A 16,996-nucleotide genomic window follows, 5' to 3' on the forward strand; every position below is an offset into this window, starting at 1 on the left:
AAAGAACGAAATTGCTTTTGAGAGGATGGATAACTTGGATATTATTGAACGAGTCATTCAATTAGCCAATAACAATGTAGCAGAAGGCGGCAGACCTTTTTCATGTATCATTACGCGTGGGGATGAAATTATCGCTGAACGCGCAAACCAAGTTGCGCAAACAAATGATCCCACTGCACATGCAGAAACTCTTGCTATTCAAGACGCCTGTAAAAAGCTCGGAACTGAACATTTAACAGATTGCGAGATTTACATACTGGCCAGTCCGTGTCCAATGTGTTTAGGCGCGATGTATTATTGCAGCCCGCAAAAAGTCACTTACATCACAACTAGAGAAGAGTACAAAACCTATTACCGTGACGATCGAAAATATTTTGAGTTAGAAAATTTTTACGATGAGTTCTCAAAATCCACCGATGCGCGACGCCTTCCGATGACACAAGTTGATCATTCGGAAAGATTAGCCCCTTATAAACTGTGGAACGAAAAACATGGTACAAATAAAGCATAGAAAAACAAACACCCCGGTCTAAGCACTTATCAAAAGTGCTTAGACCGGGGTGTTTTTAATTTGGATATGACTTTACATTATGAACAGGTGAACATATAAAGGTAAACTGTCACTTAATTTTACCTATTGATAAGTTAATACGATAATTTCCGTATGTTAAAAGACGTTCGAGGAACATCTCCAGCTCTTCATTCGAACCAAAATGCCCAGTCAATAAATAACAGCCATCTCCGCTCGTACGGTGCGCTTCAGAGATGGCCTCTTGTGCTTTAAAAAAGTCATGAAAGGTTTTGTGATCCGTCGTTTCGACGAAGAACGTGATAAATGCTGTGATCGGCTGTATTAGCTTTACGCGATTTATGGCGATTGTGTACTGTTCAATAATCCCCATATCTTCCAACCTTCGAATCCGATTTCCCACAGCTTGCCCAGTCATGTGTACTTTTTGTCCAATTTCTTTCCACTGTATTCTGGAGTTTTCTTTTAATAATGCCAGTATCTCAAAATCTATGTGATCAATGATAATTCCCAACCCTTTCATCATGAAAGTTGAACGTCAAAAAGCGATTCGCCAACTTATTCTTCTTTTGTCTACGACTATCTATACTTGGTTTATATCCTGTTTCACTAATTGTTTAGCCATATACATTTAGTTCATTCCTAAAGAAATAAGATATAAACCAAAAGGAGGTTATATGAATGTTACTACAGGAAATTTTAGAGCACAATGACCAGTTCGTAGCAAAAAAAGAATACGTACCTTATGAAACTACTAAAATGCCACAAAAGCGAATGGTTGTCGTGTCATGCATGGACGCTCGTTTAATTGAGTTGCTTCCAAAAGCGTTAGATATACACAATGGGGATGCCAAGATTATTAAAAATGCAGGCGGAACTATTAGCCATGCGTTCGGCAGCATTATGCGCAGTATTGTTACTTCAGTATACGAACTGAATGCTGAAGAGATTTACATTATTGGACATCATGGATGCGGCATGAGCCAAAGCAATCCACAAGGAACACTGCAAAAGATGGTCGATCGCGGTGTGACTTCTCCGATGGTTCTTTCTGCTATCGAATATGCGGGTGTTGACCTGCACAAATGGTTGTTCGGATTTGATGACGTCGTTGACTCCATAACTGCGAACACCGAATTAGTTCGAAACCATCCACTCATTCCTAAAGATATTCCCGTACACGGTCTTGTTATTGACCCGCAGACAGGAAAACTAGATGTCATCGTTGATGGATACAAAGATTTAGCAAGATCTGTTGAATTGGAGCAATCACTCTAGAAAGACGTTTTGTTGTCAGTGTCTTATACTAAAAATCGGTAAAATACAGTGCACACTAGAGGAGATGCCCAGGAGCATCCGTTCCACTTATATCAAAATAAATGAAATGAAAAGGGAGTTTTTATAAATGAATAGAAAAGAAGCAACTCAAAAAATACTTGATGCTAAATTTGCAAAAGGATTAACATGGAACGAAATCGCTATGGAAAGTGAAAATGCTGAAAGTTGGATCGTCACTGCTTTATTAGGACAAGCTACAATGACTCGTCCAGAAGCTGAAAAAATGGGAACATTATTAGATCTTGATGAAGAAGTCGTACAAGCTTTGACGCAAATCCCATTCCGAGGCGACGCCATACAAATGCCCCCTACTGATCCAGGTCTATATCGTTTGTACGAAATGGTATTGGTATACGGTCCTACCATTAAAGAACTCATCCAAGAAAAATTTGGCGAAGGCATTATGAGTGCGATTGATTTTGAACTGGATATGCAGAAAAAAGAAGATCCAAAAGGAGATCGTGTCGTTCTAACATTGAACGGAAAGTTCTTACCTTATAGAAAGTGGTAATGAATTACTATAGTATGGAATAGAGTTAGTGTAGTTTTTTTAACGCACGTTCGCATTAGAAAAAGCTATACAGCAAATAAATAGATAGATAGAGGAACCAGTATATGCTCAATAACATAAGCAAGCAAAAGTCTGTTCTAATTATCTTCGCTATTTTTGCGATATCTATCAATATGAGACCCGCCATCACATCAATTGGTCCCATGCTTGAAACGATTCGTGAGCAACTGACCTTGTCTAATGCACAAGTTAGTTTGTTGACGGCGGTTCCAGTTATTTGTATGGGTGTTTTTGCCACGATGGCTCCCGTATTAAACCGGAAATTCGGATTAAAACGGACGATTTATGCGATGCTCATTTTGATTGGACTCATGACTGCGTTACGAGGTTTTGTTTCCAGCTTTATCGTTTTAATCGGGACCGCATTAATTATTGGTATCGCGATTGCGGTAATTGGCCCCCTTCTTTCCGCGATGATTAAACAGTATTTCCCGGATCGCGCGGCAGCCGTCATTGGCGTTTACTCACTCGGTATGGGAGTAGGTTCTGCAGCTAGTGCCGGATTAACCGTTGTGTTTTTTGATAGAACCGGGTCCTACTTGTTGGCGCTTAGTAGTTGGTCTGTGCTGACACTTTTTGGTTTAGTTGCGTGGTTTTTCGCGATGAAAGGACCTATCGAAGTACGTCAACTCGATTCCGTTGTCGCGAAAGAGCATCAGAAAAAAATACGATCTCCGTGGAAAACACGCAAGGCCTGGCTATTTTTATTATTCTTCGGGTTACAGTCATCTGCGTTTTTCTCGATCATTACATGGCTCGCACCAATTGCGGTTGCGGCTGGAATGACCTTGCTGCAGGCAGGATTGTTGCTTAGCATTATGACGACCGTTCAACTGTTTTTGAACATCCTTCTACCGTTGCTCATGGAGCGTTTTCCCGCACGGAAGTTTTGGTTGTTGCTTATGCTAGTTGCAGGGACGCTCGCAGTCGCCTTGTTTTGGACAGGGATTCATCCACTCATGTGGACAGGTGCCTTTATTATGGGTATTCCGCTTGGCGGATTGTTCCCGATTGCCCTGCTGTTGCCACTGGATGAAACAAAGACAGCTGAAGAAGCTAGTTCCTGGACGGCCATGATGCAAACCGGTGGATTTATCATAGGTGGACTATTGCCACTTTTGATTGCAGTTGTTTACGACGTGACCGCAAATCATCAGTATACGTTCGGTATTATCTTGTCGCTATACGTAATGATGTTCATCTTGACGTTTATGATTGGTGATAAAAAAGTACGTGAAGATCACTAAAAAAGTACAACCCCCACAAAGAAAATAATTCTTTGTGGGGGTTATGCTGTTCACATCGATTATTTCGTATTCGGCTATTGCTGGGAAATCAGACTTTAATCAACGGTCAATCAATTTTTTACTAGTACTTACTCTTTCCAATAATTATTAGCTGCAGCTACTGTTTGAAAATTGATCGCCACCACTTGGGAAGCTAAAGTTAAACTATCTGCGTTACTTGCGTAGACTGGACGTAACTTTTTACGGATACTTTCATCTGGTTGCGTCATTCCTACAGCTTTCCGTGCCAATTTCACTGCTAATTCGTACCCTTCCTCAGGTGTATCCGTCTTTAACGTTGGTAACCACGATTCTCGACTCATCTAAATCCCTCCTAAAAATTCTTCGTTCGATTTCTAACATATTCGGTTTACTGCTTCATCTACTGCTAAAATTTTCAAAATAAACGTGAACAATACTTATAAATGATCTAATATTAACACACTTTTCAGAAAACTTAAAAGAGATTCTAATACCAAGCTGCGCGTTTGCTTACTAACTGATTTAGTTACCTCCCTTTTGTTTTTTTCGATCGAGAATTAGCCAAATATAATAAGTAATCACTCCAATAATCACCATTAACGTCGGGATCAGCTGAAGCTCATTCGGTAAAAATAGATACAATAAGATGGCTCCGATGATTAACGGGATCATTGTAGCAAAATAGACGCGTACTCTGTTATTTTTAAAACTCATATCAAACCGATTCATAGTTTTCTCCCTCTTTTCACCAATTTCATTAAGTTAAAAAAGACAACCTGGAAGATACACTGATATCTTCCAGGTTGTCTTTTCAGTTCACACTTATTCTTCAATCACTTGCTTAGGCTTACGAACAAGAGCCATCACGCCCGCAATAAGATAAAAGAGTCCAGCCAAAATACCGGCTCCACTTGTAACAATTGCGACGATCACTGCGGTCGCAATAAAGATGATGCCAGCCACTACCCGCTTTTCGTTGCCTTTTAGTAAAACGATCGCAACAATCCCTAAAATCACGGCCACAACAGAAGCGATTGCGAACAACCAGCCGCCCGTCCCTAATGCATCTAGCATAACTTCCATATCGCTCATACCAAGTTCAGGATTTTGTTCAATCGTTTCATTGAACACCTCTTCCATTAACCCTTTATTATTCTGAAGCCAAATCATAAACCCACCTAAAGCTGCGGTAAACGCGTAACCCAAGGCACCGATAACGGCTAATACAATTTCTGCTGTTCGTTTCATCATCATCCTCCTAATGTTAATCCTATACTTGATTTATTGTCCTGCAATGTCCCGTTTAGTAAACGCAGTCCACGCTGCACCAATGAACAAGGCGAAATAGACCAACAAAACGACAATCGAGAACGTTAGTGTCATGCCTTCAATCAGTGGCTCTGCACCGTCCATATATTGCTTTAAATTCGTATTGGCGAACAAAATGTACTTAGACCATCCGTACTGTGAGAGGAACGCAACAATCGCATTGCCCGCCATCATTAAGAAAATCGCTAAGCCAATTGCCATGCTACTGCTTCTAAAAATGGCAGAAATCATAAATGCGAAAGTTGCCATCATAACGAGTGTTATGAGACTCAATCCGTAATCTTGCACAATTTCACCTAACACGCCATTTTGGCCAAAGCCACCCGCTTGTTGCTGCACGATAGAAGGATTCACCCCGTTAAGGCCGAATAGTATGGCTCCAACAACTAAAGAAGTGACAAGCAGGAAAACGAGCAACGTCAGTGCGAAAATTAGCACCGAGGCATATTTGGAAAACAAAATCTTAGTGCGTGAAATCGGACGAATAAGCAATAGCTTTATCGTGCCCCATTTAAATTCATTTGAAATAATTCCTGCTGCGACAATAATGGTAAACAAGCTAATGACTGATGAAAGAAAACTATTTTCTAACACATATTCCCAGCCGTCATAAGGCTGCGGTTTAATATTGTTTTCTAGATAATAGTTGTTTTCTTCAATAATCACCGGATTGGAAAATTGCAGAAATTCATCTTCCTCCATTTCAGTCGCCAGCTGTGCATTTTCCGCCTGCACTTCTTCCTGCCAATTGTCGCCGTATTCTTTAAAATCAGTTTCAGGACCCATAAATTTGGTTATCAGTCCGCCGCCTATAACAATAAGTGCTAAAACAATAAACATAATCCATGTCGATTTTTGGGCATATAATTTGATTTGCTCGTTCCAGATTAAGTTCATAAAATTACTCAATGGTATTCTCTCCAATCAAGTCGAAAAATTTATCTTCTAACGTTGCTTGTAACACACGAACACCGTAAATATTAATTCCTTGTTCGATTAAACTCTTTAAAACAGCGGGAATTTCTTCGTGTTTAATGGATATGGACAGCTCTTTTGCCGTCACTCCAATTTTATTTGTGGTCTGCGTTTCCAAATAGATTTTAGCAGATTCAAGTGGCTCTGCTTCAATGAATACTTCTTTTAACGCTTCATCGTTTTGGACGCTCCGAACCGCTTCAATCGCAATCAATTCCCCGTTTTTAATGACACCAATCCGGTCACACATCAATTCAATTTCTGTTAGTAAATGACTCGATACGATGACCGCGACATTTTCTTTTTCAGCTAAATTGCGGATGTATTTACGAATTTCTCGAATTCCAGAAGGATCGAGACCGTTAGTCGGCTCATCTAGTATCAAAATCGACGGTCCGTGCAGCAATGCTTGTGCAATCCCTAGACGCTGACGCATACCGAGTGAATACCTTCCTACTTTTTCATGAATCGCATGTTCCAACCCAACGAGTGAAATTACTTGTTTCATGCGATCTTCCGTAACGTCGTTAACCATTCGTGCATATTGCTTTAAGTTGTTCCAACCACTTAAAAATGGGTACATTTCGGGATTTTCGACAATTGCCCCAACATGTTGAATGGCTCCTTTAAAATCGGTTTTAATGCTTTTTCCTTCAATCAGCACATCACCTTCTGTAATATCGATTAAGCCGACCATCATGCGAATGGTTGTCGTCTTGCCCGCTCCGTTTGGCCCTAAAAATCCAAACACTTCTCCTGCTTGAATTTCAAAATCTAGCCCTTTAATAATTGGCTTTTTCCCAATGGTCTTTTTTAAGTTGACCAATTGCATTGCTGGTTTTGACATAAACTCGCCTCCATAAATTTTCTTCCCTTTACTTTACGAACCAAAAGAAGGAAAGTTCCTATAATTGGGAAATTAGATAAAAAAAAAGCGAAGTAATTCTCTCTTGCGGCTCGCTGCTTTCTACAGGATTACAATTTTTTAGTCCCAATTTGCTTGAACTCGTCTGATTAAGGATATAGTAGCAGTACTAGATAATTTTTTCACCAGCTTTAGAAAACGTCTCGATAGGCTGGAACAAAATTCGATCAACTCATTGCAGTTGCGTTTCTCTATTCTTTATCGACACTTCCTTAAATTAAACGAATACATTCTCATACCAATTAGTTGTTCTATTCGATAGGAGGTCTTCATCGTGAAACCACAAGTATTAATCGTAGGAGCAGGTCCAACAGGACTTGATCTTGCTTACAGCCTAGCACGCTTTCATATTCCTTTTCGGATCATCGAAAAAAAGTCCGGAACCGGTACAGCGTCTCGTGCACTCGCTGTGCATGCACGGATATTAGAGCATTACCAACAGCTCGGCTTATCTAATAGAATCGTCAGGAAAGGGCAACCCATTTTATCGCTCGATTTGAGTGATGGGAAAGAAGTCAAAGCCAATTTGAAATTTCACGATTTTGGTAAAGGCTTGAGCCCATTTCCATTAATCCTCAGCTTGCCTCAAGATGAACACGAAGAAATTCTTGTTGATGAATTGAAAAAACTCGGAATTAGCGTGGAGTGGAATACGGAACTGTCTTCTTTTGTAGACACCGGAGAAGGCATACGCGCGGTTTTAAAAAAAGAAGGAGCCCCTGAAGAAACTGCTGATTTCGCTTATTTATGCGGATGCGACGGTGCGGGAAGTACGGTACGAAAAGGACTAAACTTTGAATTTCCCGGTGGTACGTATAAGCAGTTATTTTTCGTCGCCGATGTCGAAACCGAAAAATCAGAAGTGGAAATGGAAAAAATGGATATGTATATGGATGATGACGGTTTTATGTTGTATATGTCTGTAAGAAACGCACACACAAAAAGGATACTTGGAGTTGTGCCTGAGGAACTCAGTGAGATTCCGGATGTTGAATACCACCATATGAGCGATTATATCGAAAGGAAAATTGGAGTAAAAACGTCACAGGTCAACTGGTTTTCTACTTATCGCGTCCACTACCGCGTCAGTGAGCATTTTTCCAAAGGACGTTGCTTTATATTAGGTGACGCAGGACACCTTCATAGCCCTGCAGGCGGACAAGGCATGAATACGGGTATTGGCGATGCCTTCAATTTATCTTGGAAGCTCGCAGCAGTGCTCCATGGAAAAGCTGCCTCATCCTTACTCGAAACTTATGAAACGGAGCGGATTGCTTTTGCGCGGAGATTGGTTGCGACTACTGATAAAGCCTTTCAAACCATCATCAATCAAAAGCTTCGCGGCACTTTATTGCGTAAGTTTATCGTACCGTATGTCGTGCCTTCGTTATTCAAATTTTCGCTTACTAAACTGAATGCCTTTAAAGTGTTATCTCAAATTCACATTAATTACCGGGACAGTGCCTTAAGTAAAGGAAAAGCGGGAAAAATTTTTGGAGGTATGCGTTTGCCATGGATCGAACTTGCTGACAGCAGTAACTTTCAAGCCTTGCAATCGGTTGATTGGCAAATCCATATTTATGGCAAAGCCAGTCAAGAACTAAAAGACTTCGCTGACATGCAGTCGCTTGAGGTCCATGAATTTGCGTGGCAAGCTACTATGAAAAAAGCAGGATTTCAGCAAAATGCATTGTATCTTGTTCGCCCGGATGGTCACGTCGCTTTAGCGAGTACAGCGCAAGACATTGACGCGTTGAAAAACTATTTGGCTAGTTTTGAAATAATCGCTTTTCATGCATTGTGATTTTACAGTTCAACAAAACAGAGAATCCTGCCGATAGTTAAACTCGACAGGATTCTCTGTTTGATTATTTCTACTGTTATTGCTCAAGTATCTCTTCAATTTCATTTTTAATAACCGATACTTGCGGTCCGTATACAACCTGTACACCTGTTCCGTTCATAATAATTCCTTTACTACCCGTCGCAGGAAATGCCTCTTTTTGTACAAGTTCTGGATCTTTAACCGTTACCCTTAAGCGAGTTGCACAATTATCCAGATCCACGATATTTGCTTGTCCGCCAAATGCCTCAATGATTGTATGTGGACGGCTCTGTTGCGGATCAACCGAAACCGCATTTGCTGCGGGTGCGTCCATTTTTTCATCTTCACGACCTGGCGTTTTGAAATTGAATTTCTTAATCAAAAATTTGAATACAAAATAATACATGAAGAACCAAACAATCCCAAGCGGAATCACATATATCCAGTTTGTTTTATCCTGACCTTGTAACACTCCAAATAAGATAAAGTCAATAAATCCTCCTGAGAACGTTTGACCAATTGTGATATTAAAAATATCCGCCATCATGAAGGCTAGACCATCAAAAATCGCATGAACTAAATACAAGACCGGCGCGATAAAGAGGAAAGAGAATTCTAATGGTTCGGTAATTCCCGTTAAAAACGAAGTCAATGCTGCAGATAACATAAGCCCGCCCACGACTTTTTTGTTTTCAGGTTTTGCCGTATGATAAATTGCTAATGCAGCACCTAACAAACCAAACATCATCGTAATAAAGCGACCAGACATAAAGCGTGATGTTCCTTCAAAAAAGTGAGTAGTCGAAGGATCACTCAACTGAGCAAAGAAAATGTTCTGTGTTCCTTGTACGAGCTGACCACCAATTTCAAGTGACCCGCCAATCCCCGTTTGCCAAAAGGGCAGATAAAAAATGTGATGCAATCCAAAAGGACCAAGCATTCGTAGAATAAAGCCGTAAATGAAAGTGCCAATAACACCCGTTGCGTTAACTAAACCGCCTGCCTGAGTAATCAAGTGCTGGAATAGCGGCCAAATAAAATACAACGCCGTTCCTAATAGAATGGCCGAAAAAGCAGTCACAATCGGAATAAAACGAGAGCCTCCGAAGAATCCTAAGTACTGGGGCAACTCAATTTTATTAAATCGGTTATGCAACAGCCCTGTCATGATCCCAACCATAATTCCGCCGAACACACCCATCTCGAGCGTTTGAATACCAAGCGCCATCCCTTGTCCAGCGCCGGATAACGCCTCAACAGCAAGTTCATCGTTGATGATTAAAATCCCATTAATTGATGCGTTCATCACGAGGTAGCCGATAAGTGCAGCAAGACCGGCCGTCCCTTTGTCTGAACGTGCTAAACCAATAGCAATCCCGACTGCGAAAATAACAGGCAAGTTCGCAAAAATAATGCTTCCTGCACTACTCATAATTGTAAATATCGCTTGTAAGAATGCGATATCTAGAAACGGGTAAGTACTTACTGTATTCGGGTTCGATAGAGATCCACCAATTCCAAGCAGTAATCCTGCTGCTGGTAGTATCGCAATGGGCAACATAAATGACTTTCCAAATTGCTGTGCTTTTCCAAATAAATTTTTCAACTTACAAACCCCCTTGATGATTTACATTAGATAATTTCGATTCTGCATACTGCGTACCAAAATTAGATTTCATTTTCAGTAACAGCTAGAAGCTAAAATATTCTATGCTACTCTTTTTGACAACCTCAACTTTTCCCATCACACCATCAACCAAAGAACAACTACTAAAAGAAATAGTACATCTAATCGCGCACTATACTTTTACGTTTTATTTATTCAAACTTGCAACAAAACGTTTGGTGATTTCTCTTGGCCGCGTAATAGCAGATCCTACGATACACGCATGAGCTCCATAAGCCATCGCTCTTTCTAATTCTTCCGGCTTCCAGTATCCTCCTTCTGCCATTACCGGTGTATCTATTGCTTCAGCAAGAGATTTGATCAGGTCGGTATTCGGTAGCACGTGGTCTTTTGTGTAATCCGTGTATCCCGATAATGTAGTTGCCACTAAGTCAAAGCCCAGCTTACTTGCTTTTACACCTTCTTCGAACGTTGAAATGTCTGCCATTAACACAACATCTGGAAAAATTTGACGAACCTCTACATAAAATTCATCCAGTCGCTGTCCGTTTGGCCGCAACTGATCTGTTGCATCAAGAGCAATGATTTCTGCTCCTGATTTCACCACTTCTTCGACTTCTTTTAACGTTGCTGTGATGAATACTTTGCTGTCATCGTAATCTCGCTTAACAATGCCGATAACTGGCAAATTGACTGATTTTTTAATGGCACTGATATCTTCGTAACCATTAGCTCTAATGCCTACTGCTCCACCTTCTTGAGCTGCCGCTGCTAGTCTAGACATGATATAAGAGCTGTGTAGCGGTTCGTCTTCTAATGCTTGACAAGAGACAATTAGACCACCCTTTAGTTTTGCTAACAATAATTGTTTATCCATAATGACTACTCCTTAATGTTTAATAAAGTTTATTTGCTGTGTTTTCCGAAATTTTTAGTTGTATTACTTTTGCTTCTTGTTCATTTTTCAACGCTAATCCTGTGCAAATAAGATCAATTAAAAATAACTGCGATATTTTTGAAATGAGCGATCCACTGTCTAATGGGCTTTCTTTTGAAGAAGATAGTAAGACTAAATCAGCGAATTTTGTTAAAGGGGATTTTGTATAGCTCGTCAAAGCAATAACTGTTGCTCCGTTCGATTTCGAAGCACTTACGGCGTCTACAATGTCTTTTGTACTGCCTGTCAAACTAACCGCAATAACGACCGTTTTTTCCGTCATAGAAGCTGCCCGCATCATTTGGAAATGCGAATCGGTGATGATACTTGAATTTTTTCCGATACGCATCAACCTATTTTGCATGTCTAGTGCTGCAATTCCTGATGAACCAATACCAAAAATCACAAGATCTTCAGAAGCTGCTATTTTAATGATGGCTTGGTCTAGCAAATCTTCTTCTACCACTGCAGCAGTATCTGTAATTACTTGAATCACATTATTTTTCACTTTATCAACATAGGTGTTTTCTACCGCATCGATTGTGGTTAATGAAAGTTCTTGAGCAAGCATAAACTTGAAGTCTTGGAAGCCCTTGTAGTCTAATTTTCTAAAGAACCGCAATAATGTAGCTTCTGCCACAACACACGCTTCTGCCATTTCTGTTAAAGAGTGATAAAGAACTTTCTCTTTGTTCGCCAAAATGTATTCGTAAATTTTTATATCTGATTTTGTGAAGTCTGCTTTCATTTGTGCCATTAATAGCGTCGGTTTAAGACCGACCAACTTTGTTTGTGTTTTCATTTAGCAACTCACCTCACTTATCGAAATTCATATTTTTTGCAGCCCGATAAATTCTAAAAATGTTTCAATTCTTTAATGAAAGTGCTTACAAATAATGAAAGCTGACTTTCATTATTTATTTATTTTTGACAAAGAACCTTCACTAAGTTATTGTAAGTATACTTTTATGAGAGTTTTCTGTCAATATTTTTTAAAATTTGATAGTTAGTTGTCAGCAAATCACCTTAAAGAATCAGCTACATAAACTATTCTAATGGTTCGTTTGCCACTCACTTTCGAGTTATCAGGATACTAATCGGTCTTGCATATCCTGGCACAAGTTTTTAGGTAAGAAAAAGCAGCAAGGAAAACGCCCTTGCTGCTTTTAGAAATAATAATGGATAGCTACTGTAGACTGATTTCTTCTGGTTTCCGAAACAAGATTCACACGTAGAATAGGCTTCATTTTTTAAGTAGACCTTGATTTCAGTCATCCTTCTTCTTTTTGGATAACACATTTTAATATGTACGATTTCCCCGCCTTCTCTTTCTCTTTTGCATACTAAGCATATTGATTTTTCGTCGAACCATAGATTTGCCTCTGTGAGTAATATTTTAGATATGCTGCTTTCTTTATGATTGGGTACTTTTTGATCTTCTTAATTTATTAATCATTACTCCACTTAGGAGAGTGATCACTATTAAAACATAGGATAGTTGTGTTAAAAACTGAACTCTTTCAGTAGCTGGGTGAATGAATATAAAAATACCAATTCCCATACAGACGATTGCTGAAGCCATTCCTATTATTAGTAATGCTAGCCTGAAAATTTTCATATGCTTAAAGATCACTCCTTTTTAGGTAATACGGTTGGGATTGATGTAAGTTTCATAGAGCGAGTTTCTCTCTGTAGATATAAAAATAGTCGTAAGCCTCACTTTATCTTCATCAGCCATTGTTAAAAAGAATTAATCCGTTAAAATTAATTTATACGAAAGATAAAGGAGTGGACTCATGACGAGTAATTTTGATTTGATGAAATTGATTGCTGACCCTAAAATAGAGGCGATTTTGTACTCGATTCAAGCTGTAGACAAAACTGTGAAAGAAATTGCTAGTGAATTGGATGACAAGCCTTCGAGGCTGTATTACCCGATCCAAAAGCTTTTGGATACAGGACTTATTCAAGTGAGTGAAGAAAAACAAGTTGGTAACTTAATCGAAAAATATTACTCTTCTCGTCAATTGTTCGCTACTAACGAAGAATTTATGAGCATTGAAGGAGAACTAGCTCGCACAAATTCGGCGGCGCTACTATCTCATATGTTTCTAACCTTCAACAAAGGCGCGAATTTGCTGAAGGCTGATTTAGAAGACACAGGTGAAACGCGTGCCATGTACCGAGAAGCGACAGTTTCTCTCACACATTCCGAATGGCTGAAGATCAATGAGGAAATCGAAAAATTGATCAGTAAGCGCTCTTCTACAGATGACAAGACAAACTATACGTTTTCTATCCTAACTTATGAAACAGACGCAAAAGCCAGTAAGCCTAAAAAAGCTTAATGGCTTTTTTATTCTTGTAATTGAATGTCTTCAATTTTCGGCAAGGAGCGAATGTTTTTATTGAACAAAAAGTAAAAAACAATGGCCAGTAAACCTGTTGAACTCACTAGCATCATGTTCCCAACACCAATGACAGGCGATAAAATTCCGCCAAGCAAGGCACCGAGCGGCATGGCAGATACTAACATACTATCGATAATCGACGACACTCTTGCTAGTAAATGCTCTTCAATCGATGTCTGCAAAAACGTGATTAATAGAATGCTCATCATTCCAAAAGGAAGGAAAGCCAAGCCTAAAAGGAAGGTGGAGATTCCGTTGTGACTCACCAAAATGGATGAAGACCACAATAAAAATGACAGAAGTGGCAAAACAATCATCAAAATCCCTAACGGATATCTCATTACTTTCACTACTAGTAAAGATCCTGCCAAATTGCCGAGTGTGATGGCGATAATGACGATGCCGTATTGTTCAGCTCCACCTCTTTCACTGGCGTAGACTGGAAGAATAGCTTCAGCCATACCAAAAGAAAAGTTAGCGATTAAAAACGGCAAGCAAATAAAGACAATTTTTGATTTGAAAAAATACGCAAATCCAGTTTTCAAACTGGATTGATACTGTTCCCAATTTCCTGTTGTTTGTTTTGCCTCTCCTGTTGTCGACTTTATCTTTAGCATACTAAAAAATATGGCTGCTACTAAAAAGGTTAAGGCATTAAACAAGTAAATATTTTGTACACCAATGGTCAAAATAAACCCAGCAAAAACAGCTTTCATCGAGATATCCACCAGTTGTTGTGAGCTGCTAATTAACGAGTTAAACTTTCCTCTCTCTTCTTTCACAACGATTCTAGGTACCACCGAAATTTCAGCAGTTCCTTGAAAATTTTCAAGAAATGAAATGCAAAACATAATTCCGAGAACAAGAAAAACTGATTCGTATCCGTATCCGATTCCTATAGGAATCAACAGCATTAAAAAAAATTGAAAAAACTGTGCATAAATCAATACTTTCGCTTTGTTCGTTTTTTCAATCAATGGGCCTAAGAGAAAATTAAAGCAGTTGGGGATCATGACAATAGCTACTGCCAAACCTGTATAAAAAGCATTTTGACTCAGTTCAAACACGTACCAAATTACGGCAATTTCATATAGACTGTCACCGGATGTAGAAACCAGCCTTCCCCAAAAAAGATTTCGGATATTTTTATCTTTTAACAACTCATCACCTCCACAAATAATATTTATCGTTAAAATATATTTTAACGATAAATATTATTTTGTCAACGGATTTTAAATAAGCTTATAGTCGTCTATTGTTCCTGGATCGCTGCTCCGTTAGAAAATACATAGAGATTCTACTACGAAAGGTCCTATATTCACCCGTTGTCTATGTTACTTCAATCCTTTCTGTTGTTAGTCATCTATGATTAATTTTTTGGATATGCAACCAACAGCTTGCAAATCGATGATGCTTTTATGCGCCCGTTCTAAAAATTAATAGCACCGGTGAATAATTACTTTCATTTTTTTTATTGTTGGCGCTAAAACTATTGAGATTTTTAGGAAAGTGGTAGCACACCTTTAAAAACAGCTTGTTCCCTTGCTACGACTGGCTATTCCAAAACTTCTCAGACAGTAGGATTTCTATACATGTAAAAAGGTAGCGCTATCATTTTAATCATTGGTGAAGATATTCTTTTATATTCGTATCACAAATTTTTCTTTCCAGAGAATATGACAAAAGTATGGCTGAACTACCTTTTATCCAATCAAATTGTATTGAGTTTTCTTAAGATTTTTTGCTATAGTTGCAAATGGACTTATTGATTTTATTGAAAAGCTCGGAACGTCAAGAAAATTGACAAGTCAAAATTACAGATAGAGAGAAGTTGCGTTATGGAATCTCATGTACACGTAAAAAGACCGAAATTGATTGCCGCTATTTTAATGCTCGGATCCTTTATCGGGTTATTCGGCGAAACTGCATTGAATATGGCGTTGACTAATATTATGGAGGATTTTTCGATTAGCGCGAGTACCGCACAGTGGTTGACGACCGGTTATTTGTTGGTATTAGCCGTCTTAGTGCCGTTGTCTGCGTATTTGGTTCGTTGGTTTACTACACGCCAGTTGATCGTTTCAGCACTGGTTATTTCTTCACTCGGTGCGACGCTCGCTGCTGTGGCACCGAGTTTTTCAATCCTGTTAGCTGGTCGGTTGATCCAAGCCATCGGAACCGGAATTTTTTTACCGTTGATGTTCAGTGTGGTGTTAATGATCTTTCCAATTCAAAAACGAGGATCGGTAATGGGCATTGTCGGGCTAGTGCTAACGAGTGGTCCGGCTCTTGGACCTACACTAAGCGGATTAATCATCCAGGTCAGCAGCTGGCATTATATTTTCTGGGTAATGATCGCGTTAAACGGGTTTTTACTACTGGGTGCATTAACGATTGAAAATGTTTCAACGATTTCCAAACCTAAAATTGATGTGGCTTCGTTGGTATTATCCACCATCGCGTTTGGAGGAATTATTTATTCACTGGCGGCATTAGCAGAAACGTCTCTTACCGCGCCGCTCGTCTTTGGCCCATTAACTGCAGGATTTATTGCCTTGTTGCTGTTTATCCTTCGCCAGCTGAAGATGTCGCAGCCAATGATCGATTTGCGTGTCTTTAACTACTCGATGTTCTCATTAGGAACCTTGCTTATGGTTGCTACTCTTTTTGTTATTCTCTCGGTATCGATTTTAATTCCGATCTATTTGAAGAGTGTACTCGCTTACTCATCGATTGCTGCTGGTCTGTTGATGTTACCTGCTAACCTATTAAACATCCTCATGGCGCCTATCGTCGGCTCTAGCTTTGACCGTGTGGGTGCACGCCTCTACACACGTGTTGGGTTTGCCTTTATGACAGTAGCGGCCATTGCGTTTATTGTCATTCTGTCAGCTACGACGCCGGTATGGCAAATCATCGCAGCGCTTTGTGTCCTGTACTTAGGGATTTCCATGGCCATCATGCCCGCACAAACCCATGCGATGAATCAGTTGCCACCAAATTTGTATGCAGATGGCTCAGCCGCTATGAATACATTGACTCAAGTTGCAGGTGCTGCTGGGACAGCGATTGCTATTACCTTGTTTACAGCCGGCCAAAAAAATTACATTGCAGAGTTTGGTGCGCTCAATCCTGCAGAATTTTTAGCGTTTGGGACAAATTTCGCGTTTTATGCGGTATTGATAGCTGCCATTGTTGGATTAATCGGTTCTCTGTTTATCCGCAACAACAAAGCTGTAAATTAACAAAAAAACACACCAA

General features: G+C 39.6%; 17 protein-coding genes. 7 read left to right on the forward strand and 10 right to left on the reverse strand.

The genetic code is table 11. From position 1 onward, the window contains the following. Positions 1 to 34 precede the first annotated feature (34 nt). Positions 35 to 511 (forward strand): nucleoside deaminase, encoded by a 477-nt coding sequence (locus FQ085_RS05660; protein WP_177167549.1) that lies wholly within the window; start codon positions 35 to 37, stop codon positions 509 to 511. Positions 512 to 620: 109 nt separating this feature from the next. Here the strand turns inward: FQ085_RS05660 and FQ085_RS05665 are convergent, their stop codons facing one another. After that, on the reverse strand, positions 621 to 1,052 hold the full coding sequence (locus FQ085_RS05665; RefSeq protein WP_058386820.1) for an Lrp/AsnC family transcriptional regulator: 432 nt from the start codon (positions 1,050 to 1,052) through the stop codon (positions 621 to 623). Between the two features lie 158 nt (positions 1,053 to 1,210). On the opposite strand from FQ085_RS05665, the gene FQ085_RS05670 reads away from it, so the two are divergent. The 3 genes from FQ085_RS05670 (at position 1,211) to FQ085_RS05680 (ending at position 3,685) form a co-directional block, all read left to right on the forward strand. Beyond that, a complete protein-coding gene (locus FQ085_RS05670; protein ID WP_058384099.1) occupies positions 1,211 to 1,807 on the forward strand; it encodes a beta-class carbonic anhydrase in 597 nt (198 codons plus the stop codon). Between the two features lie 127 nt (positions 1,808 to 1,934). Then, the gene (gene cynS, locus FQ085_RS05675; RefSeq protein WP_058384098.1) at positions 1,935 to 2,378 is read left to right on the forward strand and encodes a cyanase; all 444 of its coding nucleotides are present in this window, start codon (positions 1,935 to 1,937) and stop codon (positions 2,376 to 2,378) included. Between the two features lie 104 nt (positions 2,379 to 2,482). Then, a complete protein-coding gene (locus tag FQ085_RS05680; protein WP_071152776.1) occupies positions 2,483 to 3,685 on the forward strand; it encodes an MFS transporter in 1,203 nt (400 codons plus the stop codon). A 128-nt stretch (positions 3,686 to 3,813) separates the two neighbouring features. Here the strand turns inward: FQ085_RS05680 and FQ085_RS05685 are convergent, their stop codons facing one another. From FQ085_RS05685 to FQ085_RS05705, 5 genes are all read right to left on the reverse strand, one after another. Continuing rightward, positions 3,814 to 4,047: a hexameric tyrosine-coordinated heme protein gene (locus tag FQ085_RS05685; RefSeq protein ID WP_058384097.1), complete on the reverse strand. Its 234-nt coding sequence runs from the start codon at positions 4,045 to 4,047 to the stop codon at positions 3,814 to 3,816. 181 nt (positions 4,048 to 4,228) lie between these two features. Continuing rightward, complete coding sequence (locus FQ085_RS05690; protein WP_058384096.1) at positions 4,229 to 4,435, reverse strand: hypothetical protein; 207 nt, start codon at positions 4,433 to 4,435, stop codon at positions 4,229 to 4,231. A 93-nt stretch (positions 4,436 to 4,528) separates the two neighbouring features. Continuing rightward, on the reverse strand, positions 4,529 to 4,954 hold the full coding sequence (locus FQ085_RS05695) for a DUF4064 domain-containing protein (protein WP_149456118.1): 426 nt from the start codon (positions 4,952 to 4,954) through the stop codon (positions 4,529 to 4,531). Between the two features lie 33 nt (positions 4,955 to 4,987). Next, the gene (locus FQ085_RS05700; protein WP_058384094.1) at positions 4,988 to 5,944 is read right to left on the reverse strand and encodes an ABC transporter permease; all 957 of its coding nucleotides are present in this window, start codon (positions 5,942 to 5,944) and stop codon (positions 4,988 to 4,990) included. Then, on the reverse strand, positions 5,937 to 6,857 hold the full coding sequence (locus FQ085_RS05705) for an ABC transporter ATP-binding protein (RefSeq protein ID WP_058384093.1): 921 nt from the start codon (positions 6,855 to 6,857) through the stop codon (positions 5,937 to 5,939). Before FQ085_RS05705 ends, FQ085_RS05700 begins: the two co-directional genes overlap by 8 nt. Positions 6,858 to 7,209: 352 nt before the next feature. On the opposite strand from FQ085_RS05705, the gene FQ085_RS05710 reads away from it, so the two are divergent. Further along, positions 7,210 to 8,739: an FAD-dependent monooxygenase gene (locus tag FQ085_RS05710; protein WP_058384092.1), complete on the forward strand. Its 1,530-nt coding sequence runs from the start codon at positions 7,210 to 7,212 to the stop codon at positions 8,737 to 8,739. A 76-nt stretch (positions 8,740 to 8,815) separates the two neighbouring features. On the opposite strand, the gene FQ085_RS05715 is transcribed toward FQ085_RS05710, so the two are convergent. The 3 genes from FQ085_RS05715 to FQ085_RS05725 all read right to left on the reverse strand — a co-directional run bounded on the left by FQ085_RS05715 (position 8,816) and on the right by FQ085_RS05725 (position 12,126). Further along, positions 8,816 to 10,366, reverse strand: a complete 1,551-nt coding sequence (locus FQ085_RS05715; RefSeq protein WP_058384091.1) for a PTS transporter subunit EIIC — start codon at positions 10,364 to 10,366, stop codon at positions 8,816 to 8,818. 208 nt (positions 10,367 to 10,574) lie between these two features. Beyond that, a complete protein-coding gene (locus FQ085_RS05720) occupies positions 10,575 to 11,264 on the reverse strand; it encodes an N-acetylmannosamine-6-phosphate 2-epimerase (protein ID WP_058384090.1) in 690 nt (229 codons plus the stop codon). Positions 11,265 to 11,283: 19 nt separating this feature from the next. After that, positions 11,284 to 12,126 (reverse strand): MurR/RpiR family transcriptional regulator, encoded by an 843-nt coding sequence (locus FQ085_RS05725; protein WP_058384089.1) that lies wholly within the window; start codon positions 12,124 to 12,126, stop codon positions 11,284 to 11,286. A gap of 994 nt (positions 12,127 to 13,120) precedes the next feature. Between FQ085_RS05725 and FQ085_RS05735 the strand changes: the two genes are divergently transcribed. After that, positions 13,121 to 13,672: a helix-turn-helix domain-containing protein gene (locus FQ085_RS05735; protein WP_058384087.1), complete on the forward strand. Its 552-nt coding sequence runs from the start codon at positions 13,121 to 13,123 to the stop codon at positions 13,670 to 13,672. Between the two features lie 8 nt (positions 13,673 to 13,680). Here the strand turns inward: FQ085_RS05735 and FQ085_RS05740 are convergent, their stop codons facing one another. After that, positions 13,681 to 14,895, reverse strand: a complete 1,215-nt coding sequence (locus FQ085_RS05740) for an MFS transporter (protein WP_188074713.1) — start codon at positions 14,893 to 14,895, stop codon at positions 13,681 to 13,683. 678 nt (positions 14,896 to 15,573) lie between these two features. On the opposite strand from FQ085_RS05740, the gene FQ085_RS05745 reads away from it, so the two are divergent. Continuing rightward, the gene (locus FQ085_RS05745; RefSeq protein WP_149456120.1) at positions 15,574 to 16,980 is read left to right on the forward strand and encodes a DHA2 family efflux MFS transporter permease subunit; all 1,407 of its coding nucleotides are present in this window, start codon (positions 15,574 to 15,576) and stop codon (positions 16,978 to 16,980) included. Positions 16,981 to 16,996: the final 16 nt, after the last annotated feature.

It is taken from the genome of Planococcus sp. ANT_H30 (assembly GCF_008369335.1).
GTDB lineage: Bacteria > Bacillota > Bacilli > Bacillales_A > Planococcaceae > Planococcus > Planococcus kocurii.